Below are 22,359 nucleotides of genomic sequence, written 5' to 3' on the forward strand. Positions count from 1 at the left end.
TTCTCCTCAGGACGGAACATGGCGGGCACGCAAATCGCTGGCAATGCGCACCATTAATGGATTATTGAGTTTGCAGGCGATAAGGGTTAATGCCAGTAGCAGGTGGAATAAGGCAGGAAGCAGCGTTTCCATGCTGGTGATGCCATGCAGAGATGTCGCCGTCTGATTGACGGCACCTGGTTTATAAGCAACAAAGATAAACACCAGGCTGATAATCCCGGCACTGGAGGCCCAGGCAAGCTTGATGAAAAAAAGGTTAAAGGCGAAGTTCATCCCGGAGGAGCGTACGCCAGTTTTCCACACGCCGTAATCATCGGCAAAGGCCATCAGCGAAAAATGCAGAGGCAACGTGAAACCGAGGATGATGCCATTGCCGAAGATTACTGCCAGCCACAGGTTTTTCCACGCCGGGTCGGTTGGAATCAGCCACATCAATACAGCCAGCGCCGCCAGCACGATGTTGGTCCAGTAGTAAAGCCTGACGGTATCCACGCGTTTTGACAGTGGTGTGACCAGTAACGCGCCAAGAACAGAGGCAAAAGTCACCATGCTAAAAAAAAGTGATGTATAAACTGTGCCGCCCTGCAACACGTAGGTGATAAAGTACATGTATCCTCCACCCCGAATGTTAAAAACATTGATCAACAGGAAAGACATCAGCAGCATCAGTAATAGCTGGTCGTTTTTTCGCAAGCCTGTCAGGTGTTGACGCAGGGTAAATTTCCCCATAATGTCGAGAGATACGCGCTCACGTACCCAGAAGAAACAGCACAGGAACATCACCACTGCCACGCTGCACAGGATCCCCACTCCCATTTGATAGCCCCGCGCAGCATTACCTTTACCCAGCGTCGATACCAGCCACGGCAGCCCCACCGATACCAGAAAACTCGCCACCCCGCACAACACAAAACGCCACGACTGGCAGGAAATCACTTCGCTGTGTCGGCTTGTCATGGTGCTGATAAGCGCACAGTAAGGCACATTAATCGCGGTGTAGCTGACAGAAAGCAACAGATAGGTGCCGAACGCCCAGATAATCTTCATGTTCATGCTGACATCAGGAACGGTGAAGGTCAGTACGCCAATAATGCCAATCGGAACCGCAATCCACAGTTGCCACGGGCGGAAACGTCCCCAACGGGTTTGTGTACGGTCAGCCAGGATGCCCATAACCGGATCAGATACGGCATCAAATACGCGTAATGCAATAAAAAGCGTTCCAACCAGCGCAGGTGTCAGCCCAAATACATCGGTATAAAAAAATGTCAGAAAATTCATGATAAGGCTGGTTATCACCGTGCCACCGGCATCACCCAACCCGTAACCGATTTTCTCACGCAGGGAGAGGTAATCACTGGCGACCTGCGGTACCAGCTCACTTTGGGTAATTGGGGTGGAAGTCATTGCAAAACTCCTCATCAGGGTCAGAGTCTATCGCCCGCATCAAAGCAGGCTAATTAGTGAGTACCAATTTATTTTTCCCGGAATACTTCGGGCAACAAGGTGAGCAAACAGTATAAAAAGGAGATGATTCCGACCTTGTTCTCAAATTGTGAACTGGATCGGGCGCAGGTTAATTAATATCTAATAATCAAAAGTTAAAGTCGTTTTACGTAATTTAATTAAGTGAGAAGTTAATATTTATGCTCAAATTATCCATAGCGTTTCCGGTGCAGGTACAGAATGGCGGGTTATTTATTTCACGTGGGGTAGGGAGTCATCCGGTACGTAACCTGACTTCTTGGGAAGTGATTTTTGTCGAGCGCGGACAACTCCAAATCCGCGAAGATGATCGCCTGTTTACAGTACGGGCAGGAGAAAGTTTGCTGCTTCAGCCTGGACACCGCCATATGGGTGAAGGGGAGTTTCCTGCTGACCTCAAATTTTACTGGCTGCACTTTGACTGGCATGAGGGCCCGGATGAAACAACGCCATGTTCGGTGCACTTGGATATTCCACAGTACACACGGGTGAGCGAACACCAATATGTCATTTCACTGTTTCGCCAGTTTCTCAGTGAACAGGAAAATGTTCATCGCAGTATTGCGCTGGAGTGTATTTTGTTACTGATACTGCAACAGATTGCCGCACCTGGACCACAGGAAAGCACTGGCGATAGCCCCGGCCTGGCGCTGGCATGGAAAGCACATCAGATCATTCGCACACAATTTCATCTGCCGATCTCCACTTCTTCACTGGCAAAAGAGCTGCATTGCAATGCTGATTATCTTGGGCGTGTTTATCGACGGACGTTTAATATTACGCTAACCGAAGCTCTCCATCGTCAGAGAGTGCTGATGGCAGAGAAACTGCTTATTAACAATTCGCTATCATTAACCGAAGTAGGTCGGCAATGCGGATTCAACGATACCAGCTACTTTCGTCAGGTCTTCCGTAAATACACTGCCCTGACTCCTGCAGGATGGAAACGGCGCTACTGCAGAGAGCATGTAAACTCATGATTTACATACATAATGTAGCAATAGGAATTAAATTTAAGTCTTATTTTTATTGACTGGTAAGCTAAAAATATAAATTCATATTTAGTGCTTATTTTATTTAAATCACTTGTTGTTTATTTGATAAAATCATTTCCCCTTTAATTCCTTTCTTCTCTGGGGATATTGTCATTTCACCTGCGCATATAATTATAAGCGTATCTCTACTCCAAAATTTAACTTCAGTAAACGACAGGATTCTGGCGTGATAATCACACTCAACTGAACAGAGGTTGTGCAAATAAAAAGTTACTATTCACCGAAAATCAGATTGACCTTTGACTCAGGCAGACTGAACTGGGTTAGTCTATATGCGAATAGTTTCGCCGGAAAAGCTCCCATATTTTTGTGCGGCATTTTATAGCAAATGCGCAAAGGGATCTGTTTCTGATCACAGCGAGATCAAGTTGGGAACGATGGGAAAGTGGCAGTGACATGCTGTTAAGCGTCACTCTCACGTCGTTTAAGTATGCGAATTTGAAATAACCATCACGACTGGAGAGCGGATACATTGGGTTTCAGTCAGCCTGAGTCATCGTTACCTTCATGAAATTCTGAAGGGCCATTATTGCTTTTCCCGTCATAACTATCTCACTCAGCATCACAGCATGATGCACATTGAGCCACATCAGAAAGCTGGTATCCTCCATATATGGACCAAATAAAGTGTATGTCTTAATCAAATGCGCCAGGTTATTGGCCCATGTATCCAGCGATCTATATTCCCCCTGACTTAACTGTGCCAGGAGGACGTCCGTCTGCGCCTTTACCTCCGTAATACGCTCATATTTCTGTTTCACTATTTGCTTACTCACCAGGTTGTCCAGAATCAGTACGCACGCATTAGTACTGCTGTATCACATTTTATTTACTACAAACAGAGCTATACAGCCCCCAGACGCTAGTCCTGAAGTCTGTCAGAAAGTCATCCTGTTAACCGCAGTTTGTTCTGTATACATCTTTGCTTTAACTGTCACAGCAGTCGTAATCTAAAATGGATCTTGATACACACAGCAGTATCTGCAGCCGCAAGCGGTTAATGGGGCCCCAACAGAAGCTGAGTTACCTCTACCCGCTTGCCCTCAATTCCTAGAGTCTTTAGGCTATCCTTATTATTCGATGTTCTAAGGTTTGAATCGCCACGGGTTTAACAGACACCTCAGAGTCATTTAAGATGGCTTAAAGAGAGGTGTCCATGAGCGGTAAGCGTTATCCCGAAGAGTTTAAAATTGAAGCAGTCAAACAGGTTGTTGATCGCGGTTATTCTGTTGCCAGCGTTGCAACACGTCTCGATATCACCACCCACAGCCTTTACGCCTGGATAAAGAAGTACGGTCCAGATTCTTCCACTAATAAAGAAGAGTCAGATGCTCAGGCCGAGATCCGCCGTCTCCAGAAAGAGCTGAAGCGGGTTACCGACGAACGGGACATATTAAAAAAAGCCGCGGCGTACTTCGCAAAGCTGTCCGACTGAGGTACGCCTTTATCCGTGACAACATCTGTTGCTGGCCTGTTCGCCTGCTCTGTCGGGTGCTGGATGTTCATCCCAGTGGTTTTTACGCCTGGCTTCAGCAGCCGCATTCACAACGCCATCAGGCAGACCTAAGACTGACAGGACAGATTAAACAGTTCTGGCTGGAATCGGGATGCGTCTATGGTTATCGCAAAATCCATTTGGATCTGCGGGACAGCGGGCAACAGTGCGGAGTGAACAGAGTCTGGCGACTGATGAAACGTGTCGGGATAAAGGCTCAGGTCGGATACCGGAGCCCGCGGGCACGTAAAGGCGAGGCCAGTATCGTGTCGCCCAACAGGCTCCAGCGACAGTTCAATCCGGATGCTCCGGATGAGCGTTGGGTAACGGACATAACCTACATCAGGACCCACGAAGGCTGGCTGTATCTTGCTGTGGTTGTTGATCTGTTCTCACGCAAAATTATCGGCTGGTCCATGCAATCCCGGATGACAAAGGACATTGTCCTGAACGCACTGCTGATGGCTGTATGGCGGCGTAATCCCCAAAAACAGGTGTTGGTTCATTCGGATCAGGGCAGTCAGTACACAAGCCATGAGTGGCAGTCGTTCCTGAAATCACACGGCCTGGAGGGCAGCATGAGCCGTCGCGGTAACTGCCATGATAATGCGGTTGCAGAAAGCTTTTTCCAGTTGTTGAAACGCGAACGGATAAAGAAAAAGATCTACGGAACGCGGGAAGAAGCCCGCAGCGATATTTTTGATTACATCGAAATGTTTTATAACAGTAAGCGTCGGCATGGTTCTAGCGATCAGATGCCACCGACAGAATATGAAAACCAGTATTATCAACGGCTCGGAAGTGTCTAGATTATCCGTGGCGATTCAGTTGTGGCCGGTATCCGCCACCTCAGTATTGCCATTGACTGCACGTGCTTCCAGGGATATTTCACAGAACCATGGAATTACACTTTGAAGGTTTCTACAATCAAGCGAAGCGCGTGAGCCTGTTCTGATAATGATTGCGAAGCAGTCGAAGATTCCTCTACAAGAGCGGAGTTGTTTTGAGTGACTCCATCCATCTGACTCACCGCAATGCTAACCTGTGAAATTCCCTGCATCTGCTCAGCAGAGGACAAAGCGATCATATCCATTGATTCCGCGAGTTCATCAACTAAATTCACTACCCTGAGAATATTCTGTCCGGTTTCATTCGCGACCATGACACCACTTTCAACCTGTCCAACCGCCAGTTCAATGAGGGATTTGATATCCTTTGCCGCGGTCGCACTTCTTTGTGCCAGCGTTCTGACTTCAGATGCGACGACCGCGAATCCGCGTCCGGTCTCGCCCGCGCGGGCAGCTTCTACAGCTGCATTTAGTGCAAGGATGTTGGTCTGAAAAGCAATACTCTCGATGACAGCGGTAATGTCCCGGACTCTGGATGCACTTTGAGATATTTCGCTCATGGTATCGCCCATACGTTTAACATCGGTTTCGCCACTCTTAGCGATAGAGGCAGTATTTCTTGCAGTGTCAGCAGTTTTCCGGGCTGAAGTACTGTTGTTCTGAACTGTTGCAGTCAGTTGTTCCATACTCGCAGCTGTCTGTTGCAGGGCTGCAGCCTGCTCTTCAGTACGCGATGCCAGTTCGTTATTGCCTTCTGATATTTCATTTGCTGAAAGTGCGACGGACGCAGAGCCTGACTTTATCTCCAGCACGATTTCACGTAGTCGAGACTGCATACTGCTCAGTGATGCCATCAGGCTGTGACTATCATTTTTTCGCAATAATATTGACGAAGTCAGATCTCCCTGGGAAATTGCATAGGCCAGGTTTTGTGCCGTCACAGGTTCCCCGCCCAGTTCAAACATGAGTTTCCGAATCAGATAAGTACTGGTGCCAATACCAAAGAAAACAGCAATGCTTAACAACGTCAGTAAAATGATGTAGGCACGTTCAGTATTTTCTCCGTTTATTTTGACCGACTCTTCCGATTGCTTAGTCAGCACCTGACTCATAGAAGCCAGGCCATCAAGCAGAGGAACCTGAGCCGGCCTGACTGACTCAAGCAGATATCTGACGGTGACCGGGCTGTTCTTCGACAAGGCTAACGGGACTGTATTACTGAACGCTTCAAGGGCGTTTTTTTCACTACTCTTGATCATTTCAAAAGCTTTGAATTCCTGACTGTCACCAGACCTGCTAATCAACTGACCAAGCTTCGCTCTGCTATCATAAAATTTCATCTTTAATTTATTCAATCGCTCTGACTGCTCCTGAATTAGCTGCTCGTCAGAAAAGAGTGAAAGGTTTCTGACAGTTATAGCCATGTCCCTCTGTCCAATAGTCAGATCCGTGATAATTTTTATTTTTTGCATGTCGCCCTGCACAACGGACTCCAGCGTATTTTTTGCCTGATAGAGTGAGTGAACGGCAACAACTATGCATACAGAGAAGAAAATAATTAATGTTCCGAACCCTGCGCCAAGACGTGTAGACAGTTTCATGACATAGCCTCATATAGATTGTTAAATATTTATCGGCATAACCGGGAAATACTTAACAAGAAAAAACAATTTCCCATCAAATTAACCAGTCGGCAACCATGAAATAAAATCACACCCACTATAAAAAAATTTATAATACTCAAATTACTTAAGCATAAAGGAAGCTAATGAAAAGCAGTTGGTAAAATGACATTTCTATTCGTGGTTATAATATTCAGCACTAAACCATCTTAATCTCTATCTATTGCCTTGAGCTTTTTTAAAGGAATGCCAACAGGAAGGATTTAACCCATTGATTAAAAACAACTAAATAAAATCATTAAAAAACAAACGCCTTCTTTAGCATGTTGAAAGAAATGAGGGCTTCCTTCAATGGTGAACGAATTACATCGAATAAACCAAATAACCATTAATGTTTAATATGTAAAACTTGAGTAATAAAAACGTGCGAGACCCTTATTAAGTCGATAACTCATCATATAAAATAATGAATTAAGCCATTTTTACTTACTGACCTTATCCCCACTGATTAATACTGTGCGATATCAGTCACATGTTTATTAGTAATACGAGAAGATCTCTATAAAGATGCAGATATCCAACGAAAAAATTATCCGTATCCTCCGCGAAGCTAAAGCCCAGGTTTCTGCCCGGAAGTGGTACACGCAAGTACGTTATCTCTCATTCTATCTTCTTCACTTGGCGCAAGTAGTCTGACGGCATGGAAATTCCTGAAGGGAAGCGGCTTAAGGCGCTTCAAGACGTTAACCCTCGTCTCAGGAAATTGATCGTCAAATTGATGCTGGATTAAGAGGCACTTCAGATGGCTCCATGAAGAAAGTTCTGGCGCCAGTACAGAAGGAGGAAGTAGTGGAAGTAGTGGAAGTAGTGGAAGTCATGCTTGAGGCAACGGCCCTGTGTTGCAACGTCATGCCAGCAGGCTGGCAGATTTGCCGCTGTAAACCTACCTTCATAAGGCTCAGTGTCCGGCTGCTGATGCACAGTTATCTGTGCTTATCACTTAACTGGCACTCGAATGTATGTGATTTGGATTTCGCCATATCTGGCAATTTCTGCAGCGTGAAGGTCCCTGCGTTAGTCACAAGCTGAGTTATCCGTTGGCGATAAGACTGATCAGAGCCCGGAATTTATCTGGAACAAGGTCGATTAAAGAATTTTAAGCATAAAGTGCAATTGCGCTTGTCAATCAACACTGAATTATCAGAAGCAATCAGAGTTTTCAACATGGTCATGTTTTGAACCTTCATGCCTTTAAATCTCGCGGCTAATAGCATAAAAAGGGGCTCCTGATAATTTTTCAGCGATGTCCCTGATGCTATTTTTTGCTACCAGCCCCCTGGACATTCATTCTTTTTCATCATTTGAAGTGCTACTTTCTATCAGAGGGTCGTTCCCCCGCCTTATGAAAAGTACATAACAGTGAAGTGATATCTGTCTGACATTCTGGCGATATCATGCAGGGAGTCACCTTGCTTATATCGATTTCAGATAATCACTTACTGTTCTGGCGTGAATAAAACACGAGTTTGTCGTTCCATACCCATGCCCCCATTCTTAATGATAGCGATACATCGTATCGTTGACCTCACAGCCATAAGAGGCAACTACTGATATTACGCTATATGGATAAACACGAAGCAGGGTATGACTCACTGTCTAGAGACTATGTTAGTGCCGGAATTTAACACTTTTAATCTTTATGGATTATGAGAATTAGGGATAATAAGGGGAGCAAGGCCCCCCTCAATCAAAAAAATTGCTAAAGGCTTGGAAGGCCTGAATCACTCATTTCGGCGCGGTTATGCATTGTCAATAAATTACAAAGCTTTAATTTCTCTCAAAACTCAGTATTTTGAACTGCACATAACCATTTGATGAACGCCCTAAACTCATGATGTTCAGAAGTGCGTCCATCCCTCATCAGCAATCTCGCCCTCCTTTTTTATTGTTATCTTAGGGGACGCTTTCACATCCGGACTTTTGACTGAAGGAGGTGCCTGGTTACCCAAACTGAATACCGATACGGCCTGCAGAAGCTGGACCGCCTGTTCTTTCAGGCTGGCTGCGGCAGAGGCTGACTCTTCAACCAGTGACGCATTCTGCTGTGTGGTACTGTCCATCTCGGTCACGGCAATCCCCACCTGTTCAATACCGCGGGCCTGTTCGGCACTGGCTGAAGTGATTTCTTCTACCGTATCCGTCAGTTTGCCGACCGCAGAGAGAATATCTGACATGGTTTCGGAGGCGTGTACCACCAGTTCGTTACCCTCACCGACACTGTGCGCATTCAATTCTATAAGCTGACGTATTTCGCCAGCTGCCTTTGCGCTTCGCTGCGCAAGGGATCTGACCTCACTTGCCACCACGGCAAACCCCCGACCATGCTCACCTGCGCGTGCAGCTTCCACGGCCGCATTCAGCGCAAGGATGTTTGTCTGGAATGCAATTCCGTCAATCACTGCTGTGATTTCAGCAATTCGGCCTGAGCTTTCGCTGATGGATTTCATGGTACCGTTGATAGCGCCAGTAGCCTCACTCCCCTTCTTAGCCACGTCGCGTACGCTGACGGCGAGCTGACCTGCCTGGCGTGCATTATCTGCGTTATTTTTAACCGTCATACCGAGCTGTGTCATGGTCGCAGAGGTCTGCTCCAGCGCACTGGCCTGTTCTTCTGTACGTTGTGAAAGGTCTGCGTTGCCCTGTGCAATCTGAGTGCTGGCAGATGCCACGCTTTCAGCATTGTTTCTGACAAGGCTGACAGTGTTAATCAGTGAGTCCTGCATGTCACGAATGGCCATAAGCAATTTGCCGGTTTCATCTTTATGTTCAGCGCGAACTGCTCCACTCAGGTCGCCACGTGACACACGTCCCGCAGCCTCTACAGCCTCCAGTAATGGGCGGGTAATGCTGCGTGTAATTATCCATGCCGAGATGACTGCAAGAAGAAGTGCAATTGCGCCGGCTATGGTGAGCATCACGATAGCGCTGGAACGGTCCTCGCGAGACTTTGCAGAAGCAGTGCGCATGCGCGATTCCTGGAAGGTCTGCATTTCCTTCAGCGATGCCATATAGTCTCCCTGCGTCTGATAACGCGGACCAAACAGCAGCTGTGTGGCCTCATCACTTTTTCCCTGTTGCGCGAGGGCCACTACATCATCGATAAAAGGCAGGAAAAGTTCGGCCCGGGACTTCAGGCGGTTAAAGATGTCTTTTCCCTCTGGAATATTGACCTGATTCCCGATGAGTTCAATGAGGTCGATAACCTCTGCTCTTTCTTTGCGGTAATCGCTGATGGCTTTCTCTCTCTGAGACTGATCTTTGAGAAGAATGGCATTTCGTACCAGTCGGCTCATATCTGATGTGTAATAACGCAGCAATGAGGAGGAGGAAGCTTTGTTGTAGATACTGCCAGATATCTCGTCGCTTATACTGCCAAGCGAATTCATTTTGACAATGCCAATCAGCACCATAAAGATGACAAGCAGCGCCATGAAGCCAAAGGCAGCCCCGAGCCGGATTCCGATTCTGATATTATTCATATTTTTCCCAAGGTGTAAGGCATCAGCAGCCAGATGCGAACAGCCTGAGCTGATGAAAATGGTTATCCCCTGAAAGCAGGGAGCTATTAAAATGAGGGTCCGAAATATTCAGACCCTTCAGGGTTCTTATCGGCCTCATTCAGAAAACGTTTAATGAGTAACTGTTACAGGAAGTTATATTCACCGTAGGAGATATTTTAAATCGGCAAGGTTTTTTCCTGAGTCTCATTGCCGGGATGATTACACATCCTTTACCCGGAAGGCTTAAATGAGGAGGCTTCCGGAACCCGTTCAGGCCTCCCTGGCATCGGGTTACTGCCTTTACTGTAACCATGTAAACTGCGTCAGAACATTAATGACACGAGATAAAATACGGCGGCAGTCATGAGCACCGACCCGGCAACATGAACAAATACTGACGTCAGTGCCCAGGCGTAATTACCCGTCTGCAGGAGGGTAAATATCTCTGCAGAGAACGTGGAAAAGTTTGTAGGTCCACCGCACAAGCCGGTGACAATAAGCAGTTTCCAGGCAGGGTCAAGGTGTGGGTGTCAGAGCCGGGAGTTACACCCACGCTGCGGGTTCTCTCGGACTCACTCGTTCAGCCATTGGCAAGAGTATTGTCAGGCTCGAAACGCGTATGGGGGTACGCCTCCTTAACCGTACCACCCGGAGTCTGAGTCTGACCGATGAAGGGAGGATCATGTTTGAACGTTGCCAACAGATACTGGATGACCTGGAAGAGGTCGATGCTACCATGGCCATGCGCAGAGGTAAGCCAACGGGAACTCTCCGGCTGAGTGCGCCGCTTTCTTTTGGGCAGCACCATATCCTTCCTATTCTGGATGTTTATCTCAATATGAGGTGATGATATCACCTCTATTCAGGTGGCCAAATTTACTATGCCACTACAGAGTGTCATTGCACTGGAAGAGTGTGCAATCCATACGTGACAGTCGGTGAATACCAGATCAGAAGCAATCAGCGTCCAGCTGGCCGGGATCCATAAGGGCGCAATGTCAGTACAGTCTCCGGCCATAAAACCGAGGATCTGAATTGTTTCACCTTCCAGCAGGATTTTATCTTAAGTCCATTTTTCAACAGAAAATTTAATATTCACACCGTTATGTCCAAGAACCGTGTTTCCCAGTACTGAATTTTGAAGTCATACACCTCAATGATACCTGAAGATACTTTTTTATAAGCAATCACTCTGGCGTCAGGATACTTCTGCTTGTTCACTTCCATACCCAGATAATGATCTCGGTGAAGATGAGTAATGTAGATAAATATAATATTACGGTCGATCTCAATCAGTTCGGCCACTAAACAGTGTGCATTCTCTATCGTCATAAATGACTGTTGACGTGATACCGAAGCCGTTACAATTATCGCTGCTCAAAAAAATTTTTTCTGAGTGATATTTTTTACTAACCCTGACAGTAATGGTCTCAAATATGTATAACGCCCGTTTCCTGATACTGTAAAGAAGAGACCTGAAAGGAATTCAGTACCAATTAAGAAAACCGAACACGCGAAAAAACTATCTTTCAGACAATAATGATAAAACACCTCAGAAAAGGCTTATTGAAAGACTTTCTAACAAATTGCATCTGGCAGTCATATATATTCTCAGTTCCGGGGCAGGCCGCTTCAATCAGATACTGAAACGCAATGACGGTATCTCACAAAAATGCTTTCCCGTACTCTAAAGAACCTTGAAGAGAATGGCATGGTAATGCATAGCGTCTATGGAGAGAAAATGCCCGTAGAAATGGTTTTAAGCATTACGGATTTTGGCTTTTCACTGATTAAAATTCTGGAGCCGCTCATTACCTGGTCGGGAGAGAACGTCAGCAAAGTCAGTAAGTACCGGCTGATTTACGTGACTAAATAAGGCGAAGATAAAAGCGGTGATCTTAAATAATAACGAAATCTGCGGTACTGGATTTTTTACGATGTAATCAGCATCATTATTAAAACGCAAGCACTATAACAGGAATTTAATATCAACCTGTAATTCCAGCCTTCATTTTTAAAAAGGTAAGCATACCTCACTTACCTAATCTTTAATCTTTAAGCCAGACGGAACGCAGAAGCATATTCCGGGAACAGAACACACAGATACCGGGAGTATTATTTTCCGGGAATGACTTTTACTTTCAGCTGGTTACTGACCATCAGAAAGACGGTCAGGCTTCTCTGAAGAGCGCGCATCCTGCTGCCCGTGATCCGGAAGAAAAACGGCTGGCTGACACTCTGCCTTTCAGACAGAAGGAGCACGGTACTGCTCATTGAGCGCCTGTGCAATCGCCTCGGTTTCTGCATCGGGTGTGCCGTCAGTGTTTTCCGGCCTGAAATGCATCTGAAATGCGCTGATGGTTTTTCGGGTGTCTTCATCCAGGAAGCCGCTGAGCGGGATCTGATCGTAACCGTATCGCTTAAGCAACGTCTGGACGCTCAGGACATCCACAGGGGCGTTCATTGCCCGTCCGGCCAGATACTTTTGCACACGTTGTGGCTCAGGCCAGGCTCCCACACCCTGAGCCGCAAGCGCCTTCCACGGGAAAAGTCTGCCCGGATCCTGTTTACGTAGTGGTGCGATGTCACTGTGGCCTAGCACGTTATCCGGCGTGATGCCATAGCGCCGGATAATCTCTTTGGCCAAGGCTGTCAGGGCGCTAATCTGCTGCTCACGGTAAGGATACCAGGTCTTTTGTCCCAGCATATCTTCCGTGAAACCGGGATTCACGATTTCAATACCCACCGAGGAGTCATTTAGGTTGATCCGCCCGTTCCAGTTGCTTACACCGGCGTGCCAGGCCCGCCTGTTTTCACTGACCAGCCTGTAGACGACAGGTTTGTCTGTGCGGCTGTCTGTCTGATCTGAAATCAGATAGTGTGCGCTGACGTTCTCGCCGGTAAGCAGTTTCAGCGAGGTGGCCTCGTCGACTGCCGTGTAATGAAAGACCAGGAAACGTATCCGTTCGTTTTGTGCTGCTGAGAATCGGGTCTTGTCCAGCAAATAATCCTTCATGCTGACGCGTTGAGATGTTTGCGTACTGCAGCCTGTAAGCACGCTGAAACAGAACCAGAAAGTGAGGATTAATTTAATTCCTTTACCGTAAACTGACATGCGAAGTCCTTTATCCGTTAATTCCGGGAGGCGGGGATTCTGCGACGCAGAATACCGGATTCCGCGCGGCCCCCTTGGTAATTCTTTCTGTTTTCTAAAAACCAGATAATAAACTCATTGTTGTTTACCGCCCCAATTTTTTTCATTACCCTCCTTTTGTGATAGCTGACTGATTTCTCGGGTATCCCGGACCATTCGGCAATCTCCTTCATTGTCATGCCTGTCATAAAGAACCAGGTCACTGCAACTTCCTTCTCGGTGAATGACAGACAGCGCTCAGCGTTATCCATAAACGTCACGGATCCTCCATTTTTAAATTAATTAAATAATCATATGAGCCCCGGCTCCAGAGCAGGTTGACAGCCAGAAAACAGACATTTATTTTTAAATTTTAATTAAGCACCTTCATAAAGCTGGCATTTTTCCCGACATCATCAACGATGGTGTATTCAACAGGCGTCTTTTTACTGTTTACAGCTTCTGATAATTTAAAGCGCTTATGACTGAAAGGTGCAATCAACCGGTCCATGCCAAGTTTTACTGACTGCCCGGCGTCAGGCGAATTTAACTTTACCGAAACAGGCGTAATGTAATACGGTGTAGGATTAGTTATTTCCAGTGTTCTTCCTCCGTCCGTTAAACGTAACCCTATGGATTCACCAGTAGTGTTAATATTCATGGCTTCTTTGAATGGCCGGTAAATAATCTTCAGCTGCGAGTTTAATCCGACCTCTATTTTATTTATATGGTGCGATTGCTTAGTTTGCTTGACGCCCGGTATTTCATAGAGGTTGATCCAGAAGACGGACTCACGGTCTCTTGGTAATTCACTGATTTTTTCCGTGGGCAGTATCTTCAGGTTTAAAACCTTACCCGGTGCCATCCGGGCCACCGCCGGAATGACCACAAAAGGATAGTTTTTTTCTTTGTTCATATCACCTGTAGCACCGTCATCAATCCAGCTCTGAAGAAGCACCGGCGCTTGTCCGTCATTGTTGACGATGAGCAGGCGCCTGTCGCTGTCGGTACTGCTAAACAGCACCCTGTCCTGCAAAGGAACAACCGTTGCGTGGACCCCGAGTGAAATAAACATGAAGACAACGCTGAAAAGGTGAACCATGTGTCTCATCACCAGTACCTCACATTAATATAGGCTGTCGCGTCAACCTGACCGGGTATGACTGGTTTAGACGGGTCAATGATGCCGTAAAATGCAAAATACTGTGACGTAATATCTACCTGATTATTGCCGTTGTTAGAACGGGAGACGACCCCGTCGAGTGGAGAAAACCATCCGACTCCCAGATCCTTATATGCGTTGGTTAAAAACCCGACTTCCTTACCCGCAACAGATAAGCCGATGCCAACATTAGAAGCATAGCCGTCTAGCCCGTCATTATCCGATAATGTATAACGCGACCAATCAACCCCACCCGGTACGGGATGGTTCGTACTGAATGCCACCGATATTTTATCGGCTCCCACCCCCGCGAACCTGTCAATAAGCTGAGCAATGGCTGTTCCTCCACACCTGTAAGTGACATTAAAGTTAGCGCCTCTTTCTACGCCAGCCTTCAGTTCACTGAGAGTGACTGGAGGAAGAGTTACAGGATTGGTGTAGTTGAAAACACGGCATCCCCATTGTTTCTGTGTGAAGGAATTATCCGCAGCGTAGTGCATCCCAAAGCCAATCCAGTTACTGGCGCTGAAGCCATCCCAGTTGGTATTGCTGTCGGTGCCGGGCTTGATGTTTCGGGTGTCATTCCAGCCGGGACCGACAAAAACTGTATAACCATTTGGCTGGGGACACGTGTAGCCTATCCCATTGGCAGTATCATCGGCGGGGCCGTTACATCCCCAGTGTGCGATCGGATCACCGCCCCTGAGCGTCGCAGGCAGACGGTAAATTTCTGCCGTCACGCTACTGAAGTCGCTGGCATAAAAGTTAAGTTTATTACCTTCTCTGTGTCCTCGAATGGGCGAACTCTGCCAGTACCTTGAAAATACTTTTCCATCAGTATCCCGGATGAGCTTTATGCCAATAAAGGGGAAAAAGGTCTGATAGACGCTGTCACCCGCGCTGATGTTGCCGCCCACGTTACTGTCTCCGTTGGTGGCAAAATACTCATAGGTCTGTCCCTCATCGGCAAGATCGCAGGTATATAACAACGTATCCGGCCCCTGTCTTGCCTGAAACGCCTGGGCCTGCCCCACTCTCACATTTGTGACGCCTATCAGGCCGACTGGCATGAATTCTGCCGGGGTAAGTTTTATGTTACCGTAGCTGAGAGGCACACCTCCCTGAGCATCCCCCCCCGGGGAGCCGTGCTCGACAGATTGACATCTTGCCAGGGCTGATGATGTAAAGAACATCACCATCAGCAAGGAAAAAATAGTTACATGCTTTTTCATGTTCTGACCTTATTCACAGAGTGCAGTGACATAATTGAGGGCCTTTACGGGCGTAGCATTCACTGGCGCATAGTGGATAATACACTGTTCATCCTGTGCGCTGCCCCAGCGGGCGCTCAGCGCCTCACGGTTTTCCAGCCGCAGATAGGTATTCCCCGCCTGACTGACCGTTGCAACACTATTGCCACTGGAATCAAAGATATCTGATCCCAGGGGAACGTAGCTGCCATCCCGGCGTTTCAGCTGCATCATGACCGGTATTCCCTGACGGGTTTTGAAGACCACCCGGTTGACTGAACCTGCATAGGGAGTAACCACTTGATGACCGTCGATAATATCCACATCAGCGGACTCCCCCTCCGGTGCATCAAGGTTGACGTTGTTACGTCTGTACGGCATCAGCGAAGGGACGATGGCGTAACCTGAACTGTCAATTTTAATATTCTGGCCGTTCAGCACCGTCGCACCCTCAGCTCCTTTGGCTTCTACGATGGCAAAGGTGTCGCTTACGGTATGGCCCAGGGTGATACCGCCGCTGTGAACGGCGACCGCGCCACTGATAGAACCCGATGCCTGCCAGCTGCCCGTGGATTTTGAGACCGTTCCGCTTACGTTGGCTTTTGGCAAAACTGTGGCCAGATTAAGACCCGTACCACTGCCCGTTCTGTCCCGACTGTAATTGACGCCCCACTGGGTATTATTATTCCTGCCTGCGCTGCCAGACAGCGATGTCTGGTAGCTGCCTTCACTGTTGCTGTTAATGTATGAGGTACTGAGCGTAGTATTCCGAGTATCCCGTCCGAGAGGCACGGAAAAATTAAGGGCAAACTGGGTATCTTTGGAATACTCCTTGTAACGGTCATTATCACGTGCCCCCCATCTTTGCGCATCTGATACGCGGGTGCGGTACTGTCTGGAAATGCTGAAATCCATGTGAATACCGTAGGGCAGCGCCGTGGTGTATCCGAGCTGGTAAGACGTGTCTTTGTTCCGTCCGTCATAGTAATTCTGTGAAGAACCCGAAACATAAATGCTCCCCAGCCCGGCCAGCGGCTGACTGACGTTCACCTGAATGCGATTTTTTTGCATGAACGTTCCCCCCTCAACCGACGACAGCGGGGTGTCGTAATTATTCAGCGCGACAATGTCCTGGAGATCCCTGTACCCCTTCGTGGAATACCGGTAGCCAGCAAAACTGATCGTGGTTCCGGTTGGCCCCAGCGTCTTACTGTACTGAGTGTTTACCATCCATCCCTGCGTGGTACTGCCATTTCTCAGCCTGGCATTTGACCAGGTTGCGGAGCCCCCGAAGGCTCCGAGCGATGATGAGTAAACGGCCCCGCCGTTGACAGCCTGGTAACCGCGACCAATACGTAATCCACTGTTGGCCGTCGTCGTATTGGAAACACCGTAATTAACAGATAGTTCAGAAAACTGGTTATCGCGGGAATAGTCGCGAATTTCCCCGGCAGAAAATGCATAGTCCAGTCGACCCGGGCGGACCGAACCCGGCAATGTAGAATAAGGTACTGAATATTCGGTTGTACTGCCGTCACTTTCCGTGACCCTGACACTCAGGTCACCGCCGTAGAATGCGGGTGCAAGGTCATCAATGCTAAAGGCGCCCGGTGGTACAGTCGTCTCATAAATCTTGTTTTTCTTCTGAAAAACCTCGACTTTCGCGTTAGTTCGCGCCGTCCCTTTTACAGTGGGGGCGTAGGCGACAAGCGAGGGGGGTAGCATGCGGTTGTCCGTCTTCAGGCTTAATCCCGTGAAACTAAGCCCGCTGAAAGTATCTGATCCCGAGCTGAGCTGTCCGAGCGACAGTTCACTTCTCAGCGCGGGTAAACCGCGTCTCACATACAGGCGCGATGAATTCCACCGTGAACCGTAACGGTTACGACTGAAATTGCCCTGCTGCCGGAACTGCCACTTGCCTGCATTAAAGCCGCTGTTGAGTCCAAGGTATGTTGAGCTCAGCACGCTTCCATAGGCGCTGTGCGACTCATACTGGTTTACCGTATAGTTTGAGAATAAAACGCTGCTGCCCGCCTCAAACTCACTCGCCGGAATATAGTCATCCGGTCGTGTTTCCAGCAAAGACTGTGGAACGGCAATATCGACCCTCAGAGAGGAGAGATCAAGCCCAACTTTTGACTGGGGCAGGACTGATTCCAGGAAATATTTTTTATCCCCGTCAAGAGCCTCAGGCTTTTTTTTCAGGGGCATGCCGTTTATAAAATCGCCTGTAAATAACGGAACTAAGTTTTTACCTTTCATTTTAAAAAGTAGCGTTCTTTTAGAGTACAGCTTGTTATTCACATAAACAGAAACCTCATACTCTCCCGGTTTATAAAAAGCATTTCCATCTGATAAAGCAGCAACGCCCGTCAGGCCACTTGCTTTCAGCATGGCGGGGCTGAATTCGTATTCTTCCGCATGTAAAAGAAATGGGCAGAAGGAAAAAATAAACAGTAATATCTTAATATTCATTTCACTGAAATCATTAGTTTATTTATCGGTGATCAGGAAATTTACTGGTGTACCGTAATCATTGATCATTACCGCATGAAGCGGACCGCTGACAGAACCACCTTTAATATCTTTAGAGAAAGAATCACCAGGCTTCAGGGTCAGATTTTTCGCAATTATCAGTTTTCCATTGTTGATATCTCTGATGGAAAGAACATTCGGGCTCTGATTGCTGATGGATAACCTTCCATTCTGAATATGGTATGATACTTTATTTTCTTCTTTTGCAGAAAACGCATTAACTGATTCAGGTCTGTAGATAATTTTCAAGCGGCTTTTGATGATAATGTTTAAATGGTTATCGTCATTTTCACTTTTTTTGGCACCAGGGATCTGAGTGAAATTAAGGTAAAAAAGTGACTCTTTATCCTCTGGAAGAGATGAATGCAACAGTCTTATTTTTACCGTCTGCCCCCCTTTTTCTTTAATTTTAAATACAGGTGGCATGGCAATAAAATCAGGGTCCCCGGTATTATCGGATTCAACCTGTACGATGAAAGGGTTATCGCTGGTATTATCGAATGTAACGGTTTTCTCCATGCTGCCTTCCATGACGATCCGCGAAGCATTCAGCACAACGGCAGCCTGCGACAACCCACTGATAAAGAATAATGAAAGCAACATCGTCTTCATAAATGATATAATTTTCATGATGTTTTCCGGCCCCGCGAATATTCGCGGGGCACTTTAATTAAAGGTAATTAATGGCGTACTGAACTGATGCCTCGACATTACCGGCTGTGGCCGCACCAGTGGCAATATACTGCGCGGTAAACTGTGCTTCTGCACTGTCAGTACCTGATAGCAGTGAAAACGCTTTTGACGTAGCCTGGCCAGACGATAAATTGATGGCGTGACTGTCTGGATCCAGTAACTGAATAGCCACATTAGTCGCAGGGGATGTGGTGGAAATATTTTTCAGGTTGCCAGAAGCATCAACATTATTAGATACAAAGTTGATTTTGATATCCTCCCCAGCGGTTCCCGGATTCGCACATCCTGTCAGCTTCATGCTGAAAGTTGTGGGAGTTGAAGTATTACCCGCCGCAGTAAGGTCACTGACTTTTGCGGCCTGCAGAAGGATAACAGGCGCTGCAGAAGTTGAGTCATTGACGCTGATATTACATGTCTGAGCCGACACACTTCCTTTGAAACGAATGCTGTTTTGCTGTGCTGCAAATGCACTGCTTGCAGTCAAAGCAACAATCATCGTGACTAGAGTTTTCTTAAACATTTTTTCTCCTTTAAGGATCATAAAAAACTGATTACTGTTTTAGCCGAATAACCAGCCAGCTTAATTACCTGCATTGCTGTTAATACCGAAGTATCACTTTCATACCGGTACATTAAATTTTCACCGGCATGTTAGACACTGAGGGGTAAAAAAGCACCTTTGAATATCTCTAAATATGTTTTATCTTATATTAGTTCTATTCTGTTAGTTTTTTTTAATAAGAATCAATGAGTTATATTTTAATGTTCTTTTTTTTAAACATAGCAGGAGAGGGGCCTAGCATCGAAAAAAATATGAATCATATCATTTAAATTGATTCATACAGTTTTAAGTATTATGCTCATCTTTTTACAGAAATATCTTAAAGAATTTTTATTCCTTATATTTATTGTGGGTTTATGGTTTTCTTTCGCGTCACTGGAGAATATCTTGAGCAGAAAAATCACTCTCAACGAGTTTCTGATTTTCGAACCGGAAAAAAAAAGAATAACCGGCAGGGGAAGACCTGTGATTATCAGTGCATCGGCATCACTGTGCCTGGAGCTGATGATTGAGAACGCAGGTCAGCTGATCACACATCAGCAATTTTACGATTTTGTATGGCGTCGTTTCGGAACAGAGCCTGCGCCGACGGCCCTCTATCAGAATATATCAGCTCTGAGGCGAGCGCTGAATAAAGCCGGTCTCCAGGAGGATATTATCCGGACTATGCCCAGGAAAGGGTTTATTCTGTCACCTAAAACGACTATATCCAGAGAAATTACTTCTGCTCCGGCTTCCGTTCCGGTGCAGGCAGAGAGTGTTCAGGCTGTCAGGTCCGATGAGAACAGCAACTTTGTGAATACAGAAAATCCTCTTAAGAAGACAATATCTGAAGAAAATCCCAATGTTATACACTCCGCCAGGAGGCGACTCACACATTCTTTTTTTATCAAAGGCACCCGGTTCTGGTCGGCCTTATCCTTTAAAGAACCTATGTCAATAATCTCATTCACGCTTATGCTGTTTGTTATTGTTTATTTTTTCTCTCTCAGAACGGGCATGGATGATGAAAATGTATTATTCAGTTACAGCACAGATTACAAAGGCTGTAAAATTTTCAGTAAATCGGACGCATTACTAAGCACTGAAAATGTTCTAAAAAAAGTAGATCAGCTTAAAATAGATTGCAGAACTGCACCTTATGTCTATCTTACTGCTTATGAAAATGCTGACAGACTGTCATATTTCAGCTGTCAGCATCCCCTTGATAGCAGTCTTCGAGCAAACTGCCGCTCTTTCTACTATGTGAAGAATTTCAACGATGAATAAGATAATTTATCCGGTTTCGCTGTTTTTTTTGTTCTATCTTTTTTGTCCTGTAAAACGTCAGGGGGGGCACGTCATCACGTGTAAAGCCAGCGTCTCTTATTTCTGGAATGGAGAGCGGCTTGACCTGCGCATCTCGCAGGACCTTGATGGTGGAAAAGGGTTTCTCTCAGTGTCAGGCATTGTTTATAACAGTGATAAAACTAAATCCTATCTGGACAAGACAATCTCATTTTCATACAGACAAAATAAAGAGTTTTATTATTTTCGGTCTGAGATGATCATGAACTCGCCACAAATGACGATGAGTGTCAGCGAGCAGAAGAAGTGGTTGCCTGAATTTTTTATCAACCGTGACGCGGCAATGTTGCTGAAGATAAAACCCTATGGCAAAAATGCCTGGTTATTTTATTCTGCAACCAGTCCGCTTTTTGTTTGCGAAAACATTCGCTGACGGCCTTCACTTCCTCGAACCCACCTTTGCGGCACAATTCTGAGAACTGAATACGTCATTAAAATCCGGTTCAGGGTGACTGAACTACTCCTGAAGTCATCACCCTGTTCCGGCCTTCATGCTTTGCGCTGTATAGAAGTTGATCGGCTACAGACAGGGCTTTTTCCATATCTGTATCATCGTGTTGAAGGCCGCAGACGCCTGCTGAAACTGAATTTTCGACGCAAGGGTAAGCAACGTCTTCCGGTGCGCAATCCGGCTCCGCTGGCAACGCCGGAAGCGCTCAATCAGAGCTGGTCTATCGATTTTATGCACGACGCGCTGGTCTGTGGTCGGCGTTTTCGGACCTTCAACGTGGTGGATGATTTTAACCGCGAGGCCCTTGCGATAGAAATCGATCTGAATATTCCTGCGCAACGAATGGTGCGGGTTCTGGACAGGATAGTGGCGAATCGCGGATATCCGCTGAAGATGCGGATGGATAACGGCCCGGAACTGATATCACTGGCTCTGGCGCAATGGGCTGAAGACCATGGTGTGATGCCGGAATTTATCAAGCCGGGTAAGCCGACACAGAACGCGTTTATTGAGAGGTTTAACAGGACGTACCGGACAGAAATACTGGATTTTTACCTGTTCAGAACGCTGAACGAAGCACGGGAAATCACAGAGCGCTGGCTGAATGAATACAACAGTGAGCGGCCCCATGAATCCCTGAATAACCTGACACCGGAAGAATACCGGCTGATGGCTGAGAAACCGGAAATCTCAAAAAGTGTGTGGAACTAAAGCTGGGATACTTACACTTCTACACCAAGTCGTCAGGCAGGTATGCCACCTATTTGTTGGAGTAGGTTTGACAGATCAGTTTGCCCGCGTTCTTCGCGCAATTTATCCTCTGAAAATCTATAGAAATTAACAGCCGATACTTTGATATTTTTTCCCGTTGCTGGTACACCAAAAGATGTTCCCTGATGGGTACCTCGCATTGTGAAGCACGCAGTAACCCTGTCATTTTCAGCAATCATTTCGTCAAGTGTCCATTGTATGTCTGGGAATCCAGCGCGCATCATCCCGATAACATCAAGTTAGCCCTCAGGACCAGTTAAAGGCTGCTAGCGTCCGGGCACATGGAAAACAGCATCAGGCGCAATAAGCTCCTTTGCGAGGCTTTCGCTTAATGAGTTAATAAATGTTACAAAATCCGTCATTATCTGCTTATTGATTTGAACAGTCATA

16 protein-coding genes and 5 pseudogenes are annotated in these 22,359 nt (G+C 46.6%); 7 read left to right on the forward strand and 14 right to left on the reverse strand.

Features of this window, described 5'->3' with window-relative positions:
- Positions 1–6: 6 nt before the first annotated feature.
- On the reverse strand, positions 7–1,407 hold the full coding sequence (locus tag ACXKZD_RS20515; RefSeq protein WP_425028005.1) for an MFS transporter: 1,401 nt from the start codon (positions 1,405–1,407) through the stop codon (positions 7–9).
- A gap of 239 nt (positions 1,408–1,646) precedes the next feature.
- Between ACXKZD_RS20515 and ACXKZD_RS20520 the strand changes: the two genes are divergently transcribed.
- On the forward strand, positions 1,647–2,465 hold the full coding sequence (locus ACXKZD_RS20520) for a helix-turn-helix domain-containing protein (RefSeq protein WP_488982236.1): 819 nt from the start codon (positions 1,647–1,649) through the stop codon (positions 2,463–2,465).
- A 554-nt stretch (positions 2,466–3,019) separates the two neighbouring features.
- Here the strand turns inward: ACXKZD_RS20520 and ACXKZD_RS20525 are convergent.
- Positions 3,020–3,316, reverse strand: a complete 297-nt coding sequence (locus ACXKZD_RS20525; RefSeq protein WP_425028007.1) for a hypothetical protein — start codon at positions 3,314–3,316, stop codon at positions 3,020–3,022.
- Between the two features lie 380 nt (positions 3,317–3,696).
- Here ACXKZD_RS20525 and ACXKZD_RS20530 point away from each other — a divergent pair.
- Positions 3,697–4,844 (forward strand): IS3 family transposase gene (locus tag ACXKZD_RS20530; RefSeq protein WP_088234235.1). Its coding sequence is split into 2 segments (ribosomal slippage): positions 3,697–3,934 and positions 3,934–4,844, totalling 1,149 coding nucleotides; the frame shifts between segments, so codons are not numbered across the junction.
- 95 nt (positions 4,845–4,939) lie between these two features.
- Here ACXKZD_RS20530 and ACXKZD_RS20535 read toward each other — a convergent pair.
- From ACXKZD_RS20535 to ACXKZD_RS20550, 4 genes and pseudogenes are all read right to left on the reverse strand, one after another.
- Positions 4,940–6,484, reverse strand: a complete 1,545-nt coding sequence (locus tag ACXKZD_RS20535; RefSeq protein ID WP_425028008.1) for a methyl-accepting chemotaxis protein — start codon at positions 6,482–6,484, stop codon at positions 4,940–4,942.
- A gap of 1,275 nt (positions 6,485–7,759) precedes the next feature.
- Positions 7,760–8,001 (reverse strand): annotated as a pseudogene (locus ACXKZD_RS20540) (IS30 family transposase); the annotation flags it as partial.
- A 402-nt stretch (positions 8,002–8,403) separates the two neighbouring features.
- Positions 8,404–10,044, reverse strand: a complete 1,641-nt coding sequence (locus ACXKZD_RS20545; protein ID WP_488982237.1) for a methyl-accepting chemotaxis protein — start codon at positions 10,042–10,044, stop codon at positions 8,404–8,406.
- Positions 10,045–10,388: 344 nt separating this feature from the next.
- Positions 10,389–10,595: pseudogene (locus ACXKZD_RS20550) on the reverse strand (CrcB family protein); the annotation flags it as partial.
- On the opposite strand from ACXKZD_RS20550, the pseudogene ACXKZD_RS20555 reads away from it, so the two are divergent.
- Positions 10,589–10,900: pseudogene (locus tag ACXKZD_RS20555) on the forward strand (LysR family transcriptional regulator); the annotation flags it as partial. The pseudogenes ACXKZD_RS20550 and ACXKZD_RS20555 sit on opposite strands and share 7 nt — an antisense overlap.
- Before the next feature lie 837 nt (positions 10,901–11,737).
- Positions 11,738–11,941 carry a winged helix-turn-helix transcriptional regulator gene (locus ACXKZD_RS20560; protein WP_488982238.1) on the forward strand — a complete coding sequence of 68 codons (204 nt, stop codon included), beginning with the start codon at positions 11,738–11,740 and terminating at the stop codon, positions 11,939–11,941.
- Between the two features lie 369 nt (positions 11,942–12,310).
- Here ACXKZD_RS20560 and ACXKZD_RS20565 read toward each other — a convergent pair whose 3' ends face one another.
- From ACXKZD_RS20565 to ACXKZD_RS20595, 7 genes are all read right to left on the reverse strand, one after another.
- Positions 12,311–13,081, reverse strand: coding sequence for an N-acetylmuramoyl-L-alanine amidase (locus ACXKZD_RS20565; RefSeq protein ID WP_488982239.1), 771 nt, complete (start codon positions 13,079–13,081; stop codon positions 12,311–12,313).
- Positions 13,082–13,197: 116 nt separating this feature from the next.
- The gene (locus ACXKZD_RS20570; RefSeq protein ID WP_425028048.1) at positions 13,198–13,470 is read right to left on the reverse strand and encodes a helix-turn-helix transcriptional regulator; all 273 of its coding nucleotides are present in this window, start codon (positions 13,468–13,470) and stop codon (positions 13,198–13,200) included.
- A gap of 101 nt (positions 13,471–13,571) precedes the next feature.
- Positions 13,572–14,309, reverse strand: a complete 738-nt coding sequence (locus ACXKZD_RS20575; protein ID WP_425028012.1) for a fimbrial biogenesis chaperone — start codon at positions 14,307–14,309, stop codon at positions 13,572–13,574.
- Positions 14,309–15,592, reverse strand: a complete 1,284-nt coding sequence (locus tag ACXKZD_RS20580; RefSeq protein WP_425028013.1) for a fimbrial protein — start codon at positions 15,590–15,592, stop codon at positions 14,309–14,311. Before ACXKZD_RS20580 ends, ACXKZD_RS20575 begins: the two co-directional genes overlap by 1 nt.
- A gap of 9 nt (positions 15,593–15,601) precedes the next feature.
- Complete coding sequence (locus tag ACXKZD_RS20585) at positions 15,602–18,085, reverse strand: fimbria/pilus outer membrane usher protein (RefSeq protein ID WP_488982240.1); 2,484 nt, start codon at positions 18,083–18,085, stop codon at positions 15,602–15,604.
- A gap of 18 nt (positions 18,086–18,103) precedes the next feature.
- Positions 18,104–18,775, reverse strand: coding sequence for a fimbrial biogenesis chaperone (locus ACXKZD_RS20590; protein ID WP_425028015.1), 672 nt, complete (start codon positions 18,773–18,775; stop codon positions 18,104–18,106).
- A 40-nt stretch (positions 18,776–18,815) separates the two neighbouring features.
- Entirely contained in the window at positions 18,816–19,358 is a 543-nt protein-coding gene (locus tag ACXKZD_RS20595; RefSeq protein WP_425028016.1) for a fimbrial protein, read from the reverse strand.
- Positions 19,359–19,787: 429 nt separating this feature from the next.
- On the opposite strand from ACXKZD_RS20595, the gene ACXKZD_RS20600 reads away from it, so the two are divergent.
- The 3 genes and pseudogenes from ACXKZD_RS20600 to ACXKZD_RS20610 all read left to right on the forward strand — a co-directional run.
- Positions 19,788–20,669 carry a winged helix-turn-helix domain-containing protein gene (locus ACXKZD_RS20600; RefSeq protein WP_425028017.1) on the forward strand — a complete coding sequence of 294 codons (882 nt, stop codon included), beginning with the start codon at positions 19,788–19,790 and terminating at the stop codon, positions 20,667–20,669.
- A complete protein-coding gene (locus ACXKZD_RS20605) occupies positions 20,662–21,120 on the forward strand; it encodes a FidL-like protein (RefSeq protein ID WP_307565810.1) in 459 nt (152 codons plus the stop codon). Before ACXKZD_RS20600 ends, ACXKZD_RS20605 begins: the two co-directional genes overlap by 8 nt.
- Before the next feature lie 201 nt (positions 21,121–21,321).
- Positions 21,322–21,909 (forward strand): annotated as a pseudogene (locus tag ACXKZD_RS20610) (integrase core domain-containing protein); the annotation flags it as partial.
- Positions 21,910–21,941: 32 nt separating this feature from the next.
- On the opposite strand, the pseudogene ACXKZD_RS20615 reads toward ACXKZD_RS20610, so the two are convergent.
- Positions 21,942–22,358: pseudogene (locus ACXKZD_RS20615) on the reverse strand (ester cyclase).
- Between the last annotated feature and the right edge of the window lies 1 nt (position 22,359).

The organism is Pantoea sp. ABR1s, assembly GCF_057812235.1.